This is a genomic window from Natronobacillus azotifigens (assembly GCF_026805325.1).
GTDB classification, from domain to species: domain Bacteria; phylum Bacillota; class Bacilli; order Bacillales; family Amphibacillaceae; genus Natronobacillus; species Natronobacillus azotifigens.
Map to the genome: position 1 here is coordinate 24,313 of NZ_JAPRAT010000010.1, position 19,215 is coordinate 43,527.

At 35.2% G+C, this 19,215-nt stretch carries 18 protein-coding genes and 1 pseudogene; 16 read left to right on the top strand and 3 right to left on the bottom strand.

What is annotated here, in order from left to right:
- Nucleotides 1–152 precede the first annotated feature (152 nt).
- From OWO01_RS06710 to OWO01_RS06725, 4 genes are all read left to right on the top strand, one after another.
- Nucleotides 153–857: a class I SAM-dependent methyltransferase gene (locus OWO01_RS06710; RefSeq protein WP_268779669.1), complete on the top strand. Its 705-nt coding sequence runs from the start codon at nucleotides 153–155 to the stop codon at nucleotides 855–857.
- Between the two features lie 404 nt (nucleotides 858–1,261).
- Nucleotides 1,262–1,381 carry a DUF6366 family protein gene (locus OWO01_RS06715; RefSeq protein WP_336283857.1) on the top strand — a complete coding sequence of 40 codons (120 nt, stop codon included), beginning with the start codon at nucleotides 1,262–1,264 and terminating at the stop codon, nucleotides 1,379–1,381.
- A gap of 115 nt (nucleotides 1,382–1,496) precedes the next feature.
- Nucleotides 1,497–1,994, top strand: coding sequence for an RDD family protein (locus OWO01_RS06720; RefSeq protein ID WP_268779670.1), 498 nt, complete (start codon nucleotides 1,497–1,499; stop codon nucleotides 1,992–1,994).
- A 468-nt stretch (nucleotides 1,995–2,462) separates the two neighbouring features.
- Nucleotides 2,463–2,816, top strand: a complete 354-nt coding sequence (locus tag OWO01_RS06725) for a DUF952 domain-containing protein (protein ID WP_268779671.1) — start codon at nucleotides 2,463–2,465, stop codon at nucleotides 2,814–2,816.
- A gap of 436 nt (nucleotides 2,817–3,252) precedes the next feature.
- On the opposite strand, the gene OWO01_RS06730 is transcribed toward OWO01_RS06725, so the two are convergent.
- Nucleotides 3,253–4,059, bottom strand: a complete 807-nt coding sequence (locus OWO01_RS06730) for a MerR family transcriptional regulator (RefSeq protein WP_268779672.1) — start codon at nucleotides 4,057–4,059, stop codon at nucleotides 3,253–3,255.
- 94 nt (nucleotides 4,060–4,153) lie between these two features.
- Here OWO01_RS06730 and OWO01_RS06735 point away from each other — a divergent pair, with 94 nt between their 5' ends.
- On the top strand, nucleotides 4,154–5,509 hold the full coding sequence (locus OWO01_RS06735) for an MATE family efflux transporter (RefSeq protein ID WP_268779673.1): 1,356 nt from the start codon (nucleotides 4,154–4,156) through the stop codon (nucleotides 5,507–5,509).
- Between the two features lie 419 nt (nucleotides 5,510–5,928).
- Here OWO01_RS06735 and OWO01_RS16140 read toward each other — a convergent pair whose 3' ends face one another.
- On the bottom strand, nucleotides 5,929–6,105 hold the full coding sequence (locus OWO01_RS16140) for a recombinase family protein (protein ID WP_418936207.1): 177 nt from the start codon (nucleotides 6,103–6,105) through the stop codon (nucleotides 5,929–5,931).
- 230 nt (nucleotides 6,106–6,335) lie between these two features.
- On the opposite strand from OWO01_RS16140, the gene OWO01_RS06740 reads away from it, so the two are divergent.
- The 11 genes and pseudogenes from OWO01_RS06740 to OWO01_RS06795 all read left to right on the top strand — a co-directional run bounded on the left by OWO01_RS06740 (nucleotide 6,336) and on the right by OWO01_RS06795 (nucleotide 16,532).
- Complete coding sequence (locus OWO01_RS06740; protein ID WP_268779674.1) at nucleotides 6,336–6,515, top strand: AbrB/MazE/SpoVT family DNA-binding domain-containing protein; 180 nt, start codon at nucleotides 6,336–6,338, stop codon at nucleotides 6,513–6,515.
- Nucleotides 6,493–6,675, top strand: coding sequence for a hypothetical protein (locus OWO01_RS06745; protein WP_268779675.1), 183 nt, complete (start codon nucleotides 6,493–6,495; stop codon nucleotides 6,673–6,675). The genes OWO01_RS06740 and OWO01_RS06745 overlap by 23 nt, the downstream gene beginning before the upstream one ends.
- A pseudogene (locus OWO01_RS06750) lies at nucleotides 6,635–7,159 on the top strand (ABC transporter ATP-binding protein); the annotation flags it as partial. The gene OWO01_RS06745 and the pseudogene OWO01_RS06750, both read left to right, overlap by 41 nt.
- An 18-nt stretch (nucleotides 7,160–7,177) precedes the next feature.
- Nucleotides 7,178–8,236 (top strand): saccharopine dehydrogenase NADP-binding domain-containing protein, encoded by a 1,059-nt coding sequence (locus OWO01_RS06755; RefSeq protein ID WP_268779677.1) that lies wholly within the window; start codon nucleotides 7,178–7,180, stop codon nucleotides 8,234–8,236.
- A gap of 545 nt (nucleotides 8,237–8,781) precedes the next feature.
- Nucleotides 8,782–9,114 (top strand): PadR family transcriptional regulator, encoded by a 333-nt coding sequence (locus OWO01_RS06760; RefSeq protein ID WP_268779678.1) that lies wholly within the window; start codon nucleotides 8,782–8,784, stop codon nucleotides 9,112–9,114.
- Nucleotides 9,107–9,769 (top strand): DUF1129 domain-containing protein, encoded by a 663-nt coding sequence (locus OWO01_RS06765; RefSeq protein WP_268779679.1) that lies wholly within the window; start codon nucleotides 9,107–9,109, stop codon nucleotides 9,767–9,769. The genes OWO01_RS06760 and OWO01_RS06765 overlap by 8 nt, the downstream gene beginning before the upstream one ends.
- 870 nt (nucleotides 9,770–10,639) lie before the next feature.
- Complete coding sequence (locus OWO01_RS06775) at nucleotides 10,640–11,263, top strand: nucleoside/nucleotide kinase family protein (protein ID WP_268779680.1); 624 nt, start codon at nucleotides 10,640–10,642, stop codon at nucleotides 11,261–11,263.
- Between the two features lie 374 nt (nucleotides 11,264–11,637).
- Complete coding sequence (locus OWO01_RS06780; protein ID WP_268779681.1) at nucleotides 11,638–12,495, top strand: helix-turn-helix domain-containing protein; 858 nt, start codon at nucleotides 11,638–11,640, stop codon at nucleotides 12,493–12,495.
- A 474-nt stretch (nucleotides 12,496–12,969) separates the two neighbouring features.
- Nucleotides 12,970–14,010 (top strand): Gfo/Idh/MocA family protein, encoded by a 1,041-nt coding sequence (locus tag OWO01_RS06785; protein ID WP_268779682.1) that lies wholly within the window; start codon nucleotides 12,970–12,972, stop codon nucleotides 14,008–14,010.
- Nucleotides 14,011–14,127: 117 nt separating this feature from the next.
- A complete protein-coding gene (locus OWO01_RS06790; protein ID WP_268779683.1) occupies nucleotides 14,128–15,282 on the top strand; it encodes a Gfo/Idh/MocA family protein in 1,155 nt (384 codons plus the stop codon).
- Nucleotides 15,283–15,446: 164 nt separating this feature from the next.
- The gene (locus OWO01_RS06795; protein WP_268779684.1) at nucleotides 15,447–16,532 is read left to right on the top strand and encodes a Gfo/Idh/MocA family protein; all 1,086 of its coding nucleotides are present in this window, start codon (nucleotides 15,447–15,449) and stop codon (nucleotides 16,530–16,532) included.
- Between the two features lie 307 nt (nucleotides 16,533–16,839).
- Here OWO01_RS06795 and OWO01_RS06800 read toward each other — a convergent pair whose 3' ends face one another.
- A complete protein-coding gene (locus tag OWO01_RS06800) occupies nucleotides 16,840–18,858 on the bottom strand; it encodes a right-handed parallel beta-helix repeat-containing protein (RefSeq protein ID WP_268779685.1) in 2,019 nt (672 codons plus the stop codon).
- Nucleotides 18,859–19,215: the final 357 nt, after the last annotated feature.

Here is a 19,215-nt window from a genome sequence, read left to right on the forward strand (position 1 = left end):
TATCTCGTGGAATGTGAAGGAATGTACTTAAATTAACGGATGCTCATCTGGAACAAGAACCGTAGACCTTATTCGTTAAAGGGGCAGAAGAGTTGAAGATGGTTTTTTATTTAAATTGATAAGAAGCGAAATCATAGGGGTTGATTTTTAAAATGAGTAAAGTTCAATTTATTCGTAAAGAAGAAAAGAAATACCATGATTTTTGTTATGAAAAGTACAAATTATTTGAGGAGGGTTCATGGCTATATAAACCAGTTAAAACAGTGATTGATTTACTACTAATGTTTGAAGGGAAAACTAATCTTAAAGTGCTTGATTTAGGTTCAGGAGTGGGAAGAAATAGTATCCCGATTGCCCAAGAAATTAAAAATAAAAATGGAAAAGTTGTCTGCGTAGATTTATTGGATTCTGCATTAGATAAATTAAAACTTTATAGCGAAGAGTATGAAGTAGAAGAAGTAATTTTCACAATAAAAGCCGATATAGGTCATTACGAGATTACTAAAAATGAATATGATTTAATCGTTGCCGTTTCAACTTTAGAGCATGTTGAATCAGAAGATATTCTTGAAAAAGTAATTCAAAAAATGGCATCAGGAACAAAAAATGAAGGAATAAACTGTATCATTGTTAATTCAGAGGTAGAAGAAATTGATATAGAAACAGGCGAGAATTTAGATGCGATGATGGAAGTAAACATTAAAACAGAAGACATGCTGAATAAATTAAGGGCTATTTATGATGGTTGGGAAATAGTTAATCAATTAGTAAAGCCCTTGGAATATAAAATTGTTCGTGATGAAAGAGATGTAATATTAAAAACAAATGCAATCACTTTCACTGTAAGAAAGAAATAACATTTCACTAATGAGTGCTTATCTGGAACAAGAATCTCAGACCTTATTGCATTAACGAGGCAGGTTAATGTGCAATAAGGTTTATAGGTTTATGTGAAATCAGTGTCAAGGAGGCTTATTTTTGTTATTGCAAATTCTATTAATAATATTTCTGTTCATATTTACTATTTTTAGTTGGTTTGAATACAGAAGAGATATGAGGAAAGCAGAAGCAGAAATAAGAAATGTATGTGTTCGATTTCTTTTTGCAATAATTGCATTAGTTTTATCCATTTTAGTAGTTATTTTCTAAAGTAAAGGGTGCGAAAGTTGAATTTATAAAATGAGAGGGATTATATGAGCAAAGATAAAGAAAAACCTGAAGAAATAAGAGGCTGAGGCTAAGAGAGTTAAACAACCCTTCTATTAGTGTACACGGGAGTAATCTCTTTGATTTAGTTGGTGGTTTAGGTTGGAAGGATTCTGGAATACTTATTCTGGTATTGATATTAGGATTTATAATTTATGCAGTCTTCTTTCGCTAACGGATGCGATAGTGCAAGAAGTCGTTGCATCCAGTGTTGTGCTAACGGAGCAGAATGAATAAACAAGGAATTCATGTGAGTTTTAATGTTAGTTAAAAACTATGCGAGGTGTCCCGTGATTATTATACCATTTCGAATAAGATTAAAAGAAGTGCTCGTTGATTATGTGGTCATACTTGCATATTTAGTCTTATTGTTGATTGTCAACCTTGGAATCATTTATTTCATTTTAGACGGAATTCCAGAATATTCAGAATTACAAGCACAACTGATAGCCGCATTTACGTTAGTAATACCAATTATCCTTTTATTTTCATATTTAGATTACTTCAAAAATGGTTCTGTGGGAAAAATGATCTCTGGACTAAAACTGATGTACAAAAAGCGTAGATTTAGCTCAAGTTTAACAAGAAACATCATCAAGTTTTTGCCGTGGCAGTTAGGACATATAGGTGTTATTCATGGGATGTATAGTGATTTTTCCATAACTTCTATTGTCATTATGAACAGCGGCAACCTACTTGGATTAACAATGCTGTTTATGGGGTTATTTAGAAAAGATAAAAGACATTTGGGAGATATGGTAGCAGGCACAAACGTAGAGTTAAATTAGACTATATTATATACATTTATTGATGTTATTGGAATTTTGGTGTTTACTGTAGGAATAGTTAACAAATAATAAGTTATTAAACTGTGTTTCGGAGGTACTGAAGTGCCAATTTTAAATATAAAGAAACCATAATATGTAATTTTGGTAATGAAGATTCTCAAGGAAAAAGGGAATTTGCCGTTCATTTTTTAAAATCGTTTTTACAAGGGTATTTCCAAGAAAATAACCTTGATAAATATTGGTTAACTAAGCTGCCGTTTTTTTAAAACTATAGGGAAATTTATTCTTATCTCTACTTTGAAAGATTTCTAAATGAAGACCAGAAAAATAATAAAAAGATTAAACAAACATTAAATAATATGAGGGAGAAAATAGAGAGTGACACCCCTTGTCTGGATCTATCTTACAAAGATTATTCACCCCGGGTGGCTGTGAAACGAAAATAAGAAAATACAAAGAGGTGAAAAGATGTTTATCTTACATTGTATAACTAAAAGTAAGTGGGATAAAGCCAAGCAAAGTCCATATTACGGTAGAGAATCGGTGGATACTTGTGGTTTCATCCATTGTTCTTCAATTGAAAATTTTTGGAGGGTAGCTTCTAATTTTAAAGAGGTTGAAGAAGCATTATTGCTATTGTGTATCGATACAAACAAAGTGGAATCTGTTATTAAATGGGAAGACCATGATAATTGTGGAAGAAAATACCCACATATTTATGGAGAATTAAATCTCGATTCAGTTGTTGATGTTTTACCATTCTTAAAAAATGGAGATGGAGATTTTATTCAAAACAAAGAATTGGAACAACTAATTTTATAAGAACTGATGCTAATTGAAAAGCTTAGAGATGAATATTCTATAAGCTTTTCTTACGTAATAAGAAAAAGTTTGAAAAATTAGCTTTATGGCGATATCTTTAGGTGTTTTATCTTTAAATAGATGCAAAAGATTTTCTAGTATAATAGTAGGTTCTTTCGTTTTACTTATTGGAAGGTGTCACAGTAGCGTGACATGACAAGCATTAACTTGTCACCATCAGCCCTTTACAAAATATATCTTCTTATTGTTTTTTAAAAGGACCGGGTGAACTTTCCCGGTTTATCTTGATAAATTCGTATACCTGGAATAGATTCTCACTTTCAGGTGCTCATGAAATTTGAGCTCGTTTATTATAAATACGTGATCTACGCACATCAATTTATTAAAATAAGCATACCTTAGCGTTTAGCATTGCACAGAGATGAATATCATGCAATCATGAACCGCTAGGGTGTGTGCAATCATCTGAATGTACCCTTACCTGTATAGTCAAGTGGATTTCTGTTCTTGAAAATAAAAAAGTTGTAAAGTCCTCCACGATAACGCACGCTCCAATTGGTTCATACCCCTTATCTTTACATTTTTTGATAGCAATTTCCTCAAGTGCATTTAACTCATCATAGCTGTTGATGACAAAGTTTAGGCAGATATAACAGCCAGCTTCTAATTCATAGATAGGTAGATGTAAAATTTGTTTGTTGTTTATTTGATCAAAGAGACAACTTATATGCTTAGATTGGCCGAGAATGGTGAATAATAGGTAGCTATTGTCATAGTAGTGTAACCCATGGTGCTGAACAAACGCATAAAGGTCCCTTTCATGCTGATCTGTATTGATATTGTCACCTATAACATATAGGGTGCGTTTTGGGAAAAAGTTTACACTTTCTTTCTCTATATTAAATTGGGTATAATTTCTTCTCAACTTATTTATAAACCGTAATGTTTGTTTTAGTTGAGTTATTTCCGTGTTAACTTGTTGTTCTGCAGTGTCTAATATGTGATTAAAACTATATGAATCCCTTTGCTCAAGAATACCTTTAATTGCAAGGATTGAAAGATTTAGCTTTCTGAAGGCGTTAATCATTTCAAGAGTATCTAGTTCTTTATAAGAGTATAGTCTGTAGCCGTTATCATCAATGAGATGAGGTTTTAGAAGCCCTTTTTTCTCATAAAATCTGATCTGTGATGTAGATAGGTTTAAGAGAGTTGCGACTTCACCTATTGTCAAAAAAGTTCTCACTTCGCCAATACCTCCTTGACCTTAAACTTGGTTTAAGGTTTATCATATCAATTGTTGAGCTTGCATTCAACTAATTCATAAAGAGGTGAGAATGGTGGAAGAAAAAACAGGGTTAGATTTAGGGAAAACAAATATTCACCAAATATTTTGGACTTATGCGATCCCTTCGATACTTATGATGATCGTACAAAGTACAGCAGGGTTTATAGACTCCTTTTTTGTCGGACGCTATGTTGGAGTTGATGGGTTGGCGGCAATTACATTAATTATGCCGTTAATTCTTTTTTTAATTGGCGTTGGGACAATGGTTGCTATTGGTGGCACAACACTAGCAGGGATAGAAAAAGGAGCTGGAAATAATGATAAGAGCAATAACTATTTTAATGTAACTACACGGTTACTTTTAATGTCAGGGGTATTGGGATCTATTCTTATTTATATAATAATTCCTACGCTTGCCAATATAATTGGTGCAGAGAGGGATGTACTTTTCCATACAGTGACGTATGCGCGCTATATTTCTTTATTTATCCCATTCTTTTTGCTCAGCTTCGCTTTTAGTTTTTTTCTTAAGCTTGATGGTAAGCCTGTTGCAACTGTGATGGTTATGTTAAGTGGCACGTTAACGAATATTGTGTTGGATTATTTCTTCGTTGCAAAATTAGGGATGGGTATTAAAGGAGCTGCTTTAGCAACCGGCATTTCGCAGACATTGCCTGCCATAATCTTTTTTGTGTTAATTATATACAAGACGAACTGGACATTTAAAAAGCCACGCTACTCTTTTTCCGAGATTAAAGGTATATGCTACAATGGTTCCTCTGAGTTTTTAACGAATATTGCAACAGCGGTAACGGGTATGGCATTTAATTATATCGTGATGAACAGGCTAGGTGGTAATGGTGTGGCTGCTTTCTCAGTCTCTCTACAAATTGCGGCCATTGCCTCTTCAATAGGTTATGGGATTGCAGAAGGTGGACAGGTAGCGCTTAGTTACAACTTCGGCGCCAAGCAATACAATCGGGTAAAGCAAATTAGAAACTTGAGTTTGGTAGTAAGCTTTCTTTTAGGCATAATCTTAGCAGTCACTTCTTTAATTTTTAGCACGGAATTGGCTAGTGTTTTTCTGACAGATACAAGCACAATTAATTTAGCTAATAATATTTTGAAATATTATGCAATTTCTTTTCTTTTTCTATGTGTAAACATAAACATTGTCACTTATTATACAGCGATTAATGACCCTTTACGTTCAGCAGGGATTGCATTATATCGCAGCTTAATTGCAGCCTTACTGGGTTTATCTACCCTGCCATTATTATTTGGTCAAAATGGAATATGGCTGACGATCATATTCGTCGAGTCAAGTGCGCTTATAATAGGCTTTTTCATGTTAAAGAGGAACCCATTAGGGCGATTGAAATTAAGCTTGATTCAAGGTCATCGTTAGTCTAATTTATGTTTTTACTAAGCGGGTAGAACTCGTCTTTCATTGTCGGATAAGCCATTGGGTCTACTGGTTATGGCTTCCAATTATTGAAATCCGCTATCAAAGTAGTTAAATTATGGTTGTTCTTGGTATGCCCGTTTTTCCATTACGTAAGAATTTTATTACCCCTTGCTAGAGAAGTCTATAAAAACCACAACTGCTATATGATAAATATTTATTACAAGAAATCAAGCGTAGTGCTTTACGATCGTGAACAGGTTCTTTATAGTAAGGGGTTTATCGAGGATACCTTGTGTGGACTGGTCCTTCGTTTTACCAAGCCAATCCCGCTCAAGCAGAAGTAAAAACAGTGGTTCTTGCCAAGCGAAAGATAATGAAACGATTATTGATGCCACCTATGGACTGTTTTTTTCGCTTTTTTATATTTTTTGCAAAATAAAGTTCTTCCTCACTGAAGTCCTTTTATTTTGCAAAATTTTCTTAATAGTCTTTGGTCTCCATTTTTTCTTGTTTGCCTCTAACAGTATTCCTTCCTGTTTCAAACTTCGTGCGATTGGGGATTGACTTATCCCTTCTAGATACTCCCTATAATAGATTGCGCATTATCACTTCTGTATCTACTGGATAATCACTAGTCGTTTATTTCAATCATTGGTACAACCAAGGAAACGGTTGTGGTTAACCTGAAATTCAATGTTGACAATAAAATAACCAAAAGTATAATTTGTTATACAAGTAATACTAATAATACTTATTTTACAAGTTCTACAAAATATAAATACTATTTGATCGATTAAAATCGAAAACAATCGTGGGAGGCTATGCTATGAAAGGTAAAGCTAAGAGAGAAGATAAATACATGGGTGCGGTTAAAGTGGGATCGAAAGGACAAATTGTTATTCCAAAAGAAGTACGAGACATGTTTGATATTAATCCTGGAGATACATTGATGTTACTAGCAGATGCTCAAAAAGGTATAGCACTTGAACGGAATGGGCGTTTTTAATAAAATTGCAGATGCAATTTTCAATGGGAAAGCAAAAGATATATATCCTGAGAATAGTGAAGAAGAAAGCTTAATCTTTGCAGAAGAAATCAAAAAAACAGTAAAGAGGAGGGTGAGAAATGATAGCAATTCAAACAAAAAACCTTACAAAGAAATATAAGAAAAGAGTTGCAGTCAATGCTCTTAACGTGAATGTTAAGAAGGGAGAACTACTTGCTTTGCTTGGGGTAAATGGTGCTGGAAAAACTACAACGATAAAAATGTTATCATGCCTAGTTAAACCAACAGACGGTAATGCGTTAGTATTAGGAAACAGCATTGTATCTGACACATTTAAGGTAAAAGAACGAATTAATGTTTCTCCTCAAGAAACTGCAATAGCCCCAAATCTAACTGTAAGAGAAAATCTAGAATTTATTGCTGGAGTTCACGGAAATGATAAGAAAAGTTCCAAAGAAAAAACAAATGAAATCCTTTCATCCTTTGGTTTAACTGACATAGCAAATGATAGAGCTAAGATATTATCTGGCGGTTGGCAGAGACGTCTTAGCATTGCAATGGCATTGATATCTGAACCGAAAGTTTTATTTCTTGATGAACCAACTCTTGGACTTGATGTACTTGCGAGACGAGAGCTCTGGAGGGGAGTAGGCTAAAAAGTTATGAAAAAAGTTATGGTTGTTGGTGCGACAGGCGTGCTTGGTAAATTGGTTTGCGTTGAACTACTAAGAATATTTGAAAACCAAATAAATTTGATAGTTACAGATTATAAGGATGAAAGAGGAAACGGATTAGCAAAGTCTTTGGAGAGTGCTGTTGATTTTCAGTTTTTAGATGTTAATAATGAAGAAAATGTAAAACAAGTTATAAGAAACATAGACATTGTTATAGTAGCTTTAAAGCAGAGGACGCCACATATTCAAAAAGCATGTATTCAAAATAAGATATTATGCATAGATGTTACCCCTTTTTATGATTTTTTTGAGAAAGTAATAGAGTTAAATCAATTTGCCATGCAAAAAGATGTAGGATCGGTAATAATGTCAGGATTTTTCCCAGGATTATCAGGCTTAATGATTAAAAAAGCTATTTCAAATTTTCAAGATGTAAAAGAAATAAATGTAGCACTATTGCAAAGTACAAATGCTAAAGCTGGAGTTTCAGGAATAATAGATATGTTGAATATTATTGCTCAACCAAGTGTGTTTCAAAATAAATCTTTTTCTGGATTTACTAAGAAGAGAAAAATGTATTTTTTTGATTATTCTAAAGAACAAAATATAAGGCTAATTGATCATTCAGAAAAGAATCTGATAAATGAAAAGTTAATAACTGTACCGGTAAACTATTGGACTTCATGGAACTCATCTGGATTTAATAGACTTGTCTCTTTATTAAGAAGAATTGGCTTATTGAAATATGTACATAACTTCAACAAATTACTTTCTAAAGTTGTAAAACATAACCATAAGAAAGATGAAAACGCTTTTCTCACTGTGGAGGTAAAGGGGATGATCAGAAACAAAGAAAGGGTAAAAGTTATAGCGTTATCAACTTTTTCAGATTATCATGCAACAGCTATGGTAACAGCTGCGTTAGCAAAAATTGCAAGCGGAAATGAAGTGAAAGGTATCGTTTGTCCTTTTGAAATAACGGATTTAGATGAGCTATTAGGTGTAATAAATTGCTCTGGTGTTAAAATAACGGAATTTGGAAAGTGAATTTATGCAGTGGATATGTTAGTTGAATGAAGGTAAAAGAGCTTAGAGAATACGTTTCTCTAAGCTCTTTTAAATAGGCAGACTAGTTTCAGCAAATGAACAACTAAATGTAATGATGTTTCCTGATGAATCATTTGTAGTTTGAAATAAAAATAATTATCCTGGAGCAACCGTCCGTAAGACTTCCGCTTCAAAACAAGGAGAATACCGAGTTGTTTACGTGGGAGTAACGGACGCTAGCTTCCCGAAGGCTTAGGTCATCCCTTAGTGTTAACAATCAGTGATGGAATACCTAAAACCCCCACTGATTGAAGTTTCACTTTATATATATTTGGTGAGGCCGGACTTAGAGTGAATTTTTGTCAGGTAGCGAGGCTAATGTAGAAGTATACAATATTTGAACTGACCGTCAATAAGGTGAAATTTTCTTATTAGACGGTTTCGTCTTTTTCAATAATATGAAGTTGCATTGACAAACCAACTATCTTGCATTACAATATACATAACGCAATATTGTAATGCAAGATAGCGGAAAGAGGGAAATTATGATTCCATCACAAATGTTAAAAGGTGTGTTAGAAGGATGTATTTTAGAAGTTATTCGAAAACAAGAAACGTATGCTTATGAAATCTCAAAACAGTTAGAGGATTACGGATTTGGAATGATATCTGTAGGAACGATATACCCTATTATTTTACGTTTGCAAAAGAGTGAGCTTGTAAAGGCTACTTTGCAAGACTCTAATAGTGGGCCAAAACGTAAATATTATCAGTTAACTGAAAAAGGGGTTACCACGCTAAATCAGTTTAAAGCTAATTGGCAGGAGCTAGATCGTGCAGTTAATCAATTATTAATAGGAGGGGGAAAAAATGAATAAATTAGCAAAGGAATTATTAAAAAAAAATAACACCAGAGAAAAAGTGATTTCTGATGATAACCAAGAAATTTATACGAATATGATCGTTTACTTAAGAGGTTCTGACTTAACAGAATATAACCAAGAAGTTGTAAGAGAAGATATGATTGAATTAATTTTAGATGGTCAGCAACGAGGTGATAATATTCAAAAGGTCATGGGTGGAAGGTATAAGGAAATCTGTGATGAGATTATTGAAGCTATTCCTAAGAAGACAAATAAAGATAAGGTTATGGAGTATTTAGGTACTTCTCTTAATTCAATATGGATTTTAGGTGTTATTGCTTTAGTGAAAAACTTGGTAATGAACTTCATATCAGACGACGCTGCGTTTCAATTTGTCTTAACGGTTGGAGACGTTCTAACTATACTTGCAATTATTTTTATGGCAAACTTTATTGTGTGGCATATTACTAAAACGGCATTTCAATCTGAAAACAATAAGAAAGTAGGATCATTTTTGAAAGAATGGATTGTTATTAGTGTCGCTTTTGCAATAATATTACTAGGTAATATATATTTAAAAACCATTATAGTAAGCATCCCATTATGGGTAGCAGCAATTATCGTCATGTTCATTTTTGTTATTAGTAAAGTAATAAATGATAAAGTCTAAGGTATAAGACCACTTTGTAATATGCTTTAAATCAGGTATTGAAATTAAAGGATGAAAAATGGCCCAATAACCCATGACTCCAGAGTAGAGTTGTGGGTTTTCTTTTGTTTCCCCGGAGCAACCGTCCGTAAGACTCCAACTTCAAAACAGCTAGAATATCAAGTTGTTTACGTGGGAGTAACGGACGCTAGAACCCCGAAGGCTTCAGGAATACCTAAAAACCCCCACTGATTTAAGTTTCACCCTTTATACTACCATGACAATATTGCTGAATCTATTGTAATCATCAACCAAATGGTTTGTAATATTAGTTAGTGTAAATTGTAGGTACTGTATGACCACGGTATGTATGATTAAGCAACTATGTGAACAAATGAATATAAGTGTTGCGGAACTTGCTAGACGTATTGGTCAGATTCCTAGACTCCACAGAATTTCAATAAGAAATTAAAACGTTAAACTGTAACTTTGGATGAATTGAAAGCCATAGCTGATGTTTTGGATATTAAGTTTGAGCAGGCATTTATATTGCCTGATGGGAATGAAATCCACTTAAAACAAATAACTGACAAATTACATAATTAATAGCAGTGCAACCCATGTTAAACTAACGAAGAGCATTAGTGTAAAAGGATTGCGAATTGTAGATCCTTGATTGGACAGTATAACTCGTCGTTTAGAGATGAACATGATTATATTGAGGATGGTTGGGTTTATCGTTTTAGTAATGAGACAAAACAATAACCATTCCACCACTTACGAATGCGTTCCAGCAATAAGAGAGGAACGCATTTTTTTATACCAACAAAAGGAAAAGAATGTTAAGATAAAGAAGCAGTTATACAGTAATGAAATGGATAAGGAGGACTTATGAATTCAAAACGGAAAGTGATCGCTGTCTGTGGTTCAAGTTCAGGTGTAGGTAAAACAACTCTTGTTAATCATCTTGTAAGTGTTATACCAAATTCACGTGCGTTTTTCTTTGATTCTTACGAAAGTACAACGATTTATCCGGAGAATATGTTTCAAAAATTGGTGACTGGAGAAGAAATCAATCCAGAAGATATTAGGAACAATGAGTTTTATGAGGATTTACTTAAACTGAGTTTCGGAGGATCGGTAATTGATCCCATGAACCGTGTTATAAAATCCGCTGATTATCTAATAGTTGAGGAGCCATTTGGAAATCTTCGGTTTGGAATGAAGGAGCTCATTGATTATGTTATTTGTATTGATCTACCTTTTGATATTGCTCTAGCTCGAAGATTAGTTAGGAACTATAGAGAAAATTTTACTGATCTGTCGTACGAGGAAAGAGAGACTTTAATTATGGAATATCTAGAACAATATCTCCACGGAGGCAGAATTGGCTACAAGAAAGTTTTTAATTGGGTAGCTGGATGTTCTGACTTGATGATCAATGGAATGAAATCGACTGAAGAACAAGGAGAGGATGTACTAAATGCATTACAGAATGCGAAACTGCTTCGTTGAAGGTGAAATGAGGATAAAAAAATAGGATATTTCTTATTCGTTATTCGAGCTAAAACAAATTGTACTAACAGTTGCGAATGCTGAGCATGGATGCCACCAATTCTTGTTCGAGTTAAGAACATATTAGCTAAGAAACAAAAGGATTTATCTCAGAAAAAAATTTAGTGGGAGAGTAAGATTGAAGTGGATAAAGGCAAGTTTGCCATATCCTTGCCTTTAATAACTTTTTTCAATTAAGTTAATTGATTAATAGAAAAACGATGATGAAAATAGCAAATTATGATGTGAAATAAATGAATTGTATTAAAACAATTATCATCTTGTAATAAAATCAGCTCTAACAAATTAGTGAGTGTTTACTAAGGAGAGGTTTAATGACAACTTCAATCATAGGGGAAAAGGTTCAGTTTGAGTTAAACTATAATGTAAAAACGAAAACAGAAAATTCATTTCATTCTCATATTGAGTACGAAATTTATTATTTTCACAAAGGAAAATCTAGATACTTAATTGGCGATAAAATCTACTCGCTTTCTCCCGGGGATATCATTATTATGCACGGATTAACGCTACATTGTGCTAAAACTTTCGAAGATGAAGATTATGTTCGTACATCGATTCATTTTGATTCGAAGTATTATAAAGAGGTTCTTCGTATGATGGGCATGGAAGTTTTATTAGTCCCTTTTACTACTCTTCAATCGTACCGTGTTCATTTACATGGAGATGAACAAGAGGAGTTTGAGAACTTATTAAAAAAAATGAATGAACACAATAAAATGAAAAATGAAGTGTCGCCATTTCGTGTTCAAGTGTGTTTCGTAGAAATGCTGACACTAATATACACCTATTTTAAAAAGGCTTTAGACAATAAAAAGGATAATAAGGTGTCATCTGGAAAGATGGGCCACGTGCAGGAAGTTATTTCTTTTATCGATAAAAATTATATGGAAGAAATCAGTTTAAATCGACTTGAACAGGAGCTACATATAAGTAAATTTTATTTATCAAAAGTGTTTAAAGAAGCAACAGGATTTACTATTTTTAATTATTTATACCACAGGAGGGTTAATCAAGCGAAAGTAGATTTTCTCATGTCTTCTCACGTTAGTGTTACGGATATAAGTTATAAAGTAGGTTTCAAACACCCAGCTCATTTTAGCAAAGTTTTTAAAAAGATTACTGGAGTCACTCCTGAAGAGTATAAAAGTCTATTGCAAAATTCCAACTGAGCAATAACAGTTAAATAAAAAGAGGTATTGGTTAATATCAGAAAAGCCAATACTTCTTTTTTTTATTACTATATAAATAAGTGAAGCAAAATAATAAAAAGAAAGCGGTGAATCAATCGAAATTATCAGTTTTAACAGATTGTTACTATTTTTCTTGGATAAAAATGTGTGAAATACGATGCATTAAGGTTAATAGAATTTAGGGGCGATTATTACACTCAAGAAGTTTAATACTTTAACTTAAATTGCCCTAAACAATTAAAGAGTAGAAAGATCTAGTAAACAAGGATAGGCTGCACCAGGAAAAGAAAAAACAAAAACAATATAACAGGTAATATTTACAATTAATTATTTCGAAAAGGTTTGTTTGTGCTTGCAAAAAAGAATTATAGAAAACATAGTATGTTTTATGTGTATACCTATTAAAGATATCTACAGAAAAAAGGTATAAGCAAAATAACAGAGGTGTAAATGATGATTAATTTTGGAATTATTGGCTGTGGAAGAATTTCTCCATTCCATAAGGCGGGGATTTTAGAAACGAATGGTGCCCAGTTAACAACTGTATGTGATGTGGTTGAGCAAAAAGCACGTGAACTAGTACATGGGTCAGAGAATATTGAGGTTTACACGGATTATAAAGAGTTATTACAAGATCCTTCCGTTCATGTCGTAAACATTTGTACGGAACATCATCTGCATGCTGAAATTGCAATAGCGGCAATGGATACTGGAAAGCACGTGATTATTGAAAAACCGATTGCCTTAACATTAGAGGATGCAGACCGAATGATTGAGGCGCAAAAAAGAAATAAGGTAAAAGCAACAATTGCATTTCAAAATCGTTTTAACCAAGCTGTAATGGTAACGAGAAAGGCAGTAGAAGAAGGTCGATTTGGTGAAATGACACATGGGGTGGGAAGTGTACGATGGTATCGCGATCAATCCTATTATAGTCAGGATCCATGGAGAGGAAAAACAACGCATAAAGATGGTTTTTTAATGAATCAAATGATACACACAATTGACTTATTAATCTGGATGATGGGATCAGTTAAAAAAGTATCAGGTCATATAAAAACGAAATTTTTTGACATTGAAATGGAAAACGTCGGAACAGCGACATTAGAATTCGAAAATGGATCGATTGGTTTAATAGAAGGTGCAGGGACTGTATTTCCAAGTGATTTAGAAGGTAGCCTTAGTCTATTTGGAGAAAAAGGCACTGTTGTTCTAAGTGGATCCGCAGCGAATAAAATTGAGACGTGGAGATTTAGTAAGGACTATCAAAATGAACAGGCTGAAGTCATGAATCAGATTCGTTATCAAGAAGAAAATGCCCCAACCGTATATGGTTTTGGGCATGAGAAAGTCGTTCAAGACATGGTAGAATCAATTCGACATGATCGAAATCCTATAATTAGCTTAGTAGATGGAAGGAATGCCCTAGAGGTTGTCTTAGCTATCTATGATTCTGCTAACAATGACGGTAACGCTCTGTATCTTAGAAAATAGGCAAAGCTCATTTAGTTATTAAGATAGTAGTACGTTGAATCAATTTTGCTTTCTTTTCGACTTTGTCTCGGAAAAGTGTTTCCAAATAACAATCTAATTTTTATGAGGAGTGAAGACATGTTAAAAGTTGCAATTATCGGTACAGGAGCAATCGCACCATCACATATTCAAGGATACAAAGAGTTCTCAGAAAGCTGTGAAATTGTTGCTCTTTGTGATATCTATCCAGAAAAGGCTGAAAAAGCAGCCAGAGAATACGATTTGAATGTAAATATTTATGATGACCATCAGAAGTTATTAGCGTCTGAGGATGTTGACTTAGTTTCTGTTTGTACGCCACCATATACCCATGCAGAAATCTCAATTAACTCACTTGATGCAGGAGTGCATGTTATTGTAGAAAAGCCAATGGCATCCTCGCTGGAAGAGTGCGATGCAATGAACGAAGCTGCTAAGAAAAGTGGCAAACTTTTATCTGTCATTGCTCAAAATCGTTTTCGAACTTCAATGATGAAATTAAAGCAAGTTCTTGATACGGAGTTAATGGGGCCAATCGTCCATACACAAGTTGATTCGTTCTGGTGGAGAGGGTACAGCTATTACGACTTATGGTGGAGAGGAACTTGGGAAAAAGAAGGTGGCGGGTGTACATTAAATCATGCTGTTCACCACATTGATATTTTACAATGGATGAAGGGAATGCCTTCAGAAATTACTGCGGTCACAAGTAATACAGCACACGATAATGCTGAAGTTGAAGATATCTCAATAGCAATCGGTAAATATGAAGATGGAAGTTTAGCACAAATTACGAGCTCTGTCGTACACCATGGTGAAGAGCAACAACTTATTTTCCAAGGGAAGAATGCGCGCGTGTCAGCTCCATGGAAGGTGACAGCATCAAAGTCAAAAGAAAATGGATTTCCTGAAGGAGATTTAGAGTTAGAGGAAAAGCTCCAAAAAGTATATGGAGAGTTAGCAGAAGTTGAATATGAAGGACATCCAGGACAAATTCAAGACGTTCTTTTAGCCATTCAAGGAAAAAAGGAACTATTAGTCGATGGTCAGCAAGGTCGTCAAACATTAGAATTAATTACCGCTATATACCAAGCAGCTAGCTTGAAAGGAACAGTGAAATTACCATTAACAGAAGAAGGTCCATTCTATACAAGAGAAGGGTCACTGAAAAACGCAACGTATTTCTTTGAAAAGAAAAATAGTGTTTCGAACTTTTCTGACACCACAATAACAACTGGAAGTGACAAAAACTAAATAATATAGGTAAGATGCATTTCATAATTCTATAAGTTCGTTACTAAGATTACAAATAGGCTTGCGTTTAAAACATTCGAAAGTTTATATCTGCTCCATGTAATTTTATTGTGGTAATTATGAAATTAACTCGATCTAAAACTTTTTAAGGAGTTGTAGCCAAGATGAACAAAAATGATGGAATGAATTATGCACCTAAAGGGTTTGAAAATAAAATAGTAGAGGAAGGACAATTTTTATTCGCCGCAATTGGGTTAGACCATGGACACATTTATGGCATGTGTAATGGATTAATTGAAGCAGGTGGGCAACTGGTAGCAGTTTATGATCCCGATCCGAAAAAAATGGAAAAGTTTAAAATCACATACCCTCAAGTAAAGATTGCAGCTTCAGAAGAGGAAATTTTAAAAGATGACACCATCCATTTAATTGCGTGCGCAAGTATTCCGTCAGTCCGCTATAAAGTAGGGTTAAAAGCGTTAGACCATGGAAAACATTATTTTGCAGATAAACCAGCGTTTACAACACTCGATCAAGTAAAGCTTGCAAGAGAAAAAGTTGCTGAAACTGGTTTGAAATGGGGTATCTACTACGGTGAACGACTTCATGTAGAAAGCGCCATTTTTGCTGGACAACTCATTGAAGAAGGGGCAATTGGGCGAGTAATCCAAGTAATTGGAACAGGTCCTCACCGAGCAAATGTTTCTAGTAGACCAGATTGGTTCTTTGACCCTGAAAGCTATGGTGGAATTTTATGTGATATTGGAAGCCATCAAATTGAACAATTTATGCATTTTACTGGTGCAAAGGATGCTAAAGTGCTACATAGTAAAGTAGCAAACTACAATTTCAAGCAGTATCCTAAATTTGAAGATTACGGTGATGCGACACTCGTGGCAGATAACGGGGCAACATTTTATTTCCGTGTTGACTGGTTTACCCCAGACGGACTTGGAACATGGGGCGATGGACGCGCAATTATTTTAGGAACAGAAGGCTATATTGAAATAAGAAAGTATATTGATATTGCACGTGATAACACCGGTGATCATTTATACTTGGTCAATCAAGAAGGTGAAAAGCACTTTAAATTATCTGGTAAAGTTGGTTACCCGTTCTTCGGACAGTTTATCCTAGACTGTTTAAACGGTACGGAAAATGCCATGACTCAGGAGCATGCATTCCGAGTAGCTGAGCTTTGTATTGAAGCTCAAAATATGGCGATTAATGTGGAGCCTGCTGAAAGCTAATAATTTGGTGCCTCCCGGGTTTTGTGGTATTTTGTCGAACTAAAGTGCGTTTTCAGTTGCTGTTTATCCCGGAGCAACGGAAGCTAGCATTCCGAATGGTTCAAGGGCCTTTAGGACTAACAATTATTGAGGGAATAACTAAAACCCCCACTGATTGAAGTTTCACTTTATATGGATTCAGACCCCTGCTGTAGAAAATTGAGAGGTTTATCGTTGTGATGAGAAAAGTGACTACAGTTTGAAAGATAATAAAAAGCAAAAACAATGAAGGTCCAATCACTAAAACGATTGGACCTTTAATAATAAACTAAAATTCAAAATCAATGGTGCCAATTTTTTCGGTTAATTCAAACGGACCGGGTGTGACATCTGCATCAGGTCTCTTTATCCTGAAAAAGTCGGAGTCAAAACGATATGGAGTGCTGTCCGGTTGCTCATACTTCATATCAGAGTGATAAGTTTTGCCAAGCAGGTCGGTGGTAACCAACATTGCAGAAGCTCCATGAAGTAATTTGGGCTCATTGACCTGAATTTGCACCTTACCTTGTGTAGGATTAATCTCCACTTTAATGCCCTTCTGTTCATATGTCTTCGCATTGGATTCATGGCTACTTGGAATCGCATTGTTAAGGTGTAAATTTCCACCCATAGCCACCGGAAGAACTGCATTTCCTATAAAGAAATCCTTTGCGGCATCTCCAAGCTCAGCAAGCTCCTCTTTGGTGTATTCCCACCATTGCTTATCTTTTGCATTAGGGTGCTTGTCGTAGCCTCCCAGTCCTACAGGATGCAGATAGCAAATAGAATCGTCCGGAACACCATCTATAAAAGGCTTCCCGTCATCTCCAGCATCATCCCTAGGTTTAAGCGGAAGGTGCTCAAAAAAGGTTATTGGGACAGGTTCTTTCATGTCATCATTATCCCCCAAAAAGATATTATTATAGTACCTGTCATCGCCCCCAGTAATATTGGAGTAACCTGCCATTGCTGTCTCGTGAGGAAAGTGGTAAGGCGTAGTACGGGTAATCTCGGAACGAACCACAAATTTACCTGCAAACAAATTATGCGCAAATGCCCCACCCTGTGCCATATTTCTGAAATTCATCGGAGAGAGGAACAGATTATGATCAACCATATACGGACCATGACAAACCTCAACGAAGAAGTCTTCAGAAATATTGTCAAAAAATATATTTCTGCTGATGCGGGTACCTTGTGCCTGCCAGTCAAGCCAAACTCCCCGATAACAGCTGTAGATTGTATTTTCATTAATTTGTGTATCCAGAGAAGCATGCAGCTTGATTCCGCCTACTTCGGCACCGTGTCTAAGGCGCTTGTGGTGAATATTGTAAATACGGTTTTGGCTAATTTCGCTGAAGGCTGCACCCATATGTCCCACAATGCCCGCTTGTTCACAGTCATGGATCACATTACCTCGAACGATGTGACTGCCTACGTTATCTTTATGCCATCCCGAGCGTAATGCTCGTAAGATGACCTCCTGCTCACGTTGTGTACCGCCTTTCATGTGCTTGTTTGTGTGTCCTGTACCGATTTTAGTACCTAGGCTGATACCAACATTTTTGGATTCGCTGATAATATTGTTCTCAATAATCCACCCCTTACTCCAGTGAGGTCCAATCAAACCTTCCTGGTAGTCCGTTGGTGGTGCCCATTGAGGAGAGGCTTGACGAAGTGTGAATCCACTTACGGTTATGTAGTTAAGTCCTGGTTTCTCAGGCCAGAAGCAATAAGGCCGGACATTAATTTCTACATTTTCCTGACGAGGATCTTTCCCACCAAAATTGGCCCAAATCTTTGTTGTTGTAGAACTAACTTCGGCATAAAATTTTAGTAGTGAATCTTTGGAATATTTAGCTTCGGGCCAAACTTCTGGCTTCCGTACCTTATCAACACTATCGCATTCATACAAGGATTTGCAATTCAAATATACATCACCGAGATGTACTGGGAAAGCTCCGTCAAATAGCCAGTCACCACTTAATTCTACTTCAAAAGGATTACGAACAGAAAATATGGAATTAGGTATTTCTGTGCTCCAAACACCGTCTTCTTCGGCCTCCCAGTCGGTAATACGTTCAGCCCCTGTAATGACTACTTCTCCGTCTCCTGCCGATTTATATACTACTCTATGATCTTCTGTTCCTCCATTAGCTGGATTAACCCATTCCCTATATACTCCAGCATGAACAGTAACTGTATCACCAGCCATGGCAAGAGCCGCAGCACGTGATATTGTACGAAAGGGTTGATCAAACGTCCCTTTTGCTTGATCATTTCCTTGTATGGACACATGATATTGCATAAGAACACTCCTTTTCCTACCGAGCGAAAGCGGTAACAAATAATTGATCACTAACGACAGGCATTGTATAAAAATTATTATTGCAGCAATCTGCAAACAGTTTACTTATTATATTATCTCAAACCTGTGCATATAGTGTCTAGCGAGATCTTTCATTTTAGCAGCATAATTGAAATCTTTTCTTAAAAATATTGTTTCAATTATTATTGATATAGCAGACTTGATTAACTTATCAAGGGAAATAAAAAATGTGTCAGTAAGTTAAAACTTTCCTGAACAATTGAAAGGCTCGTCCCACTTGCGTTACACCCAAGTTGGGACATATTCAACAGCCTCTATTTTCGTTTCCCCTGTTTG

Bases quoted from the DNA above. Each gene is read 5' to 3' on its own strand.
- OWO01_RS06710 (WP_268779669.1), top strand. From the start codon at position 153: ATGAGTAAAGTTCAATTTATTCGTAAAGAAGAAAAGAAATACCATGAT.
- OWO01_RS06725 (WP_268779671.1), top strand. From the start codon at position 2,463: ATGTTTATCTTACATTGTATAACTAAAAGTAAGTGGGATAAAGCCAAG.
- OWO01_RS06740 (WP_268779674.1), top strand. From the start codon at position 6,336: ATGAAAGGTAAAGCTAAGAGAGAAGATAAATACATGGGTGCGGTTAAA.
- OWO01_RS06755 (WP_268779677.1), top strand. From the start codon at position 7,178: ATGAAAAAAGTTATGGTTGTTGGTGCGACAGGCGTGCTTGGTAAATTG.
- OWO01_RS06760 (WP_268779678.1), top strand. From the start codon at position 8,782: ATGATTCCATCACAAATGTTAAAAGGTGTGTTAGAAGGATGTATTTTA.
- OWO01_RS06765 (WP_268779679.1), top strand. From the start codon at position 9,107: ATGAATAAATTAGCAAAGGAATTATTAAAAAAAAATAACACCAGAGAA.
- OWO01_RS06775 (WP_268779680.1), top strand. From the start codon at position 10,640: ATGAATTCAAAACGGAAAGTGATCGCTGTCTGTGGTTCAAGTTCAGGT.
- OWO01_RS06780 (WP_268779681.1), top strand. From the start codon at position 11,638: ATGACAACTTCAATCATAGGGGAAAAGGTTCAGTTTGAGTTAAACTAT.
- OWO01_RS06785 (WP_268779682.1), top strand. From the start codon at position 12,970: ATGATTAATTTTGGAATTATTGGCTGTGGAAGAATTTCTCCATTCCAT.
- OWO01_RS06790 (WP_268779683.1), top strand. From the start codon at position 14,128: ATGTTAAAAGTTGCAATTATCGGTACAGGAGCAATCGCACCATCACAT.
- OWO01_RS06795 (WP_268779684.1), top strand. From the start codon at position 15,447: ATGAACAAAAATGATGGAATGAATTATGCACCTAAAGGGTTTGAAAAT.
- OWO01_RS06800 (WP_268779685.1), bottom strand. From the start codon at position 18,858: ATGCAATATCATGTGTCCATACAAGGAAATGATCAAGCAAAAGGGACG.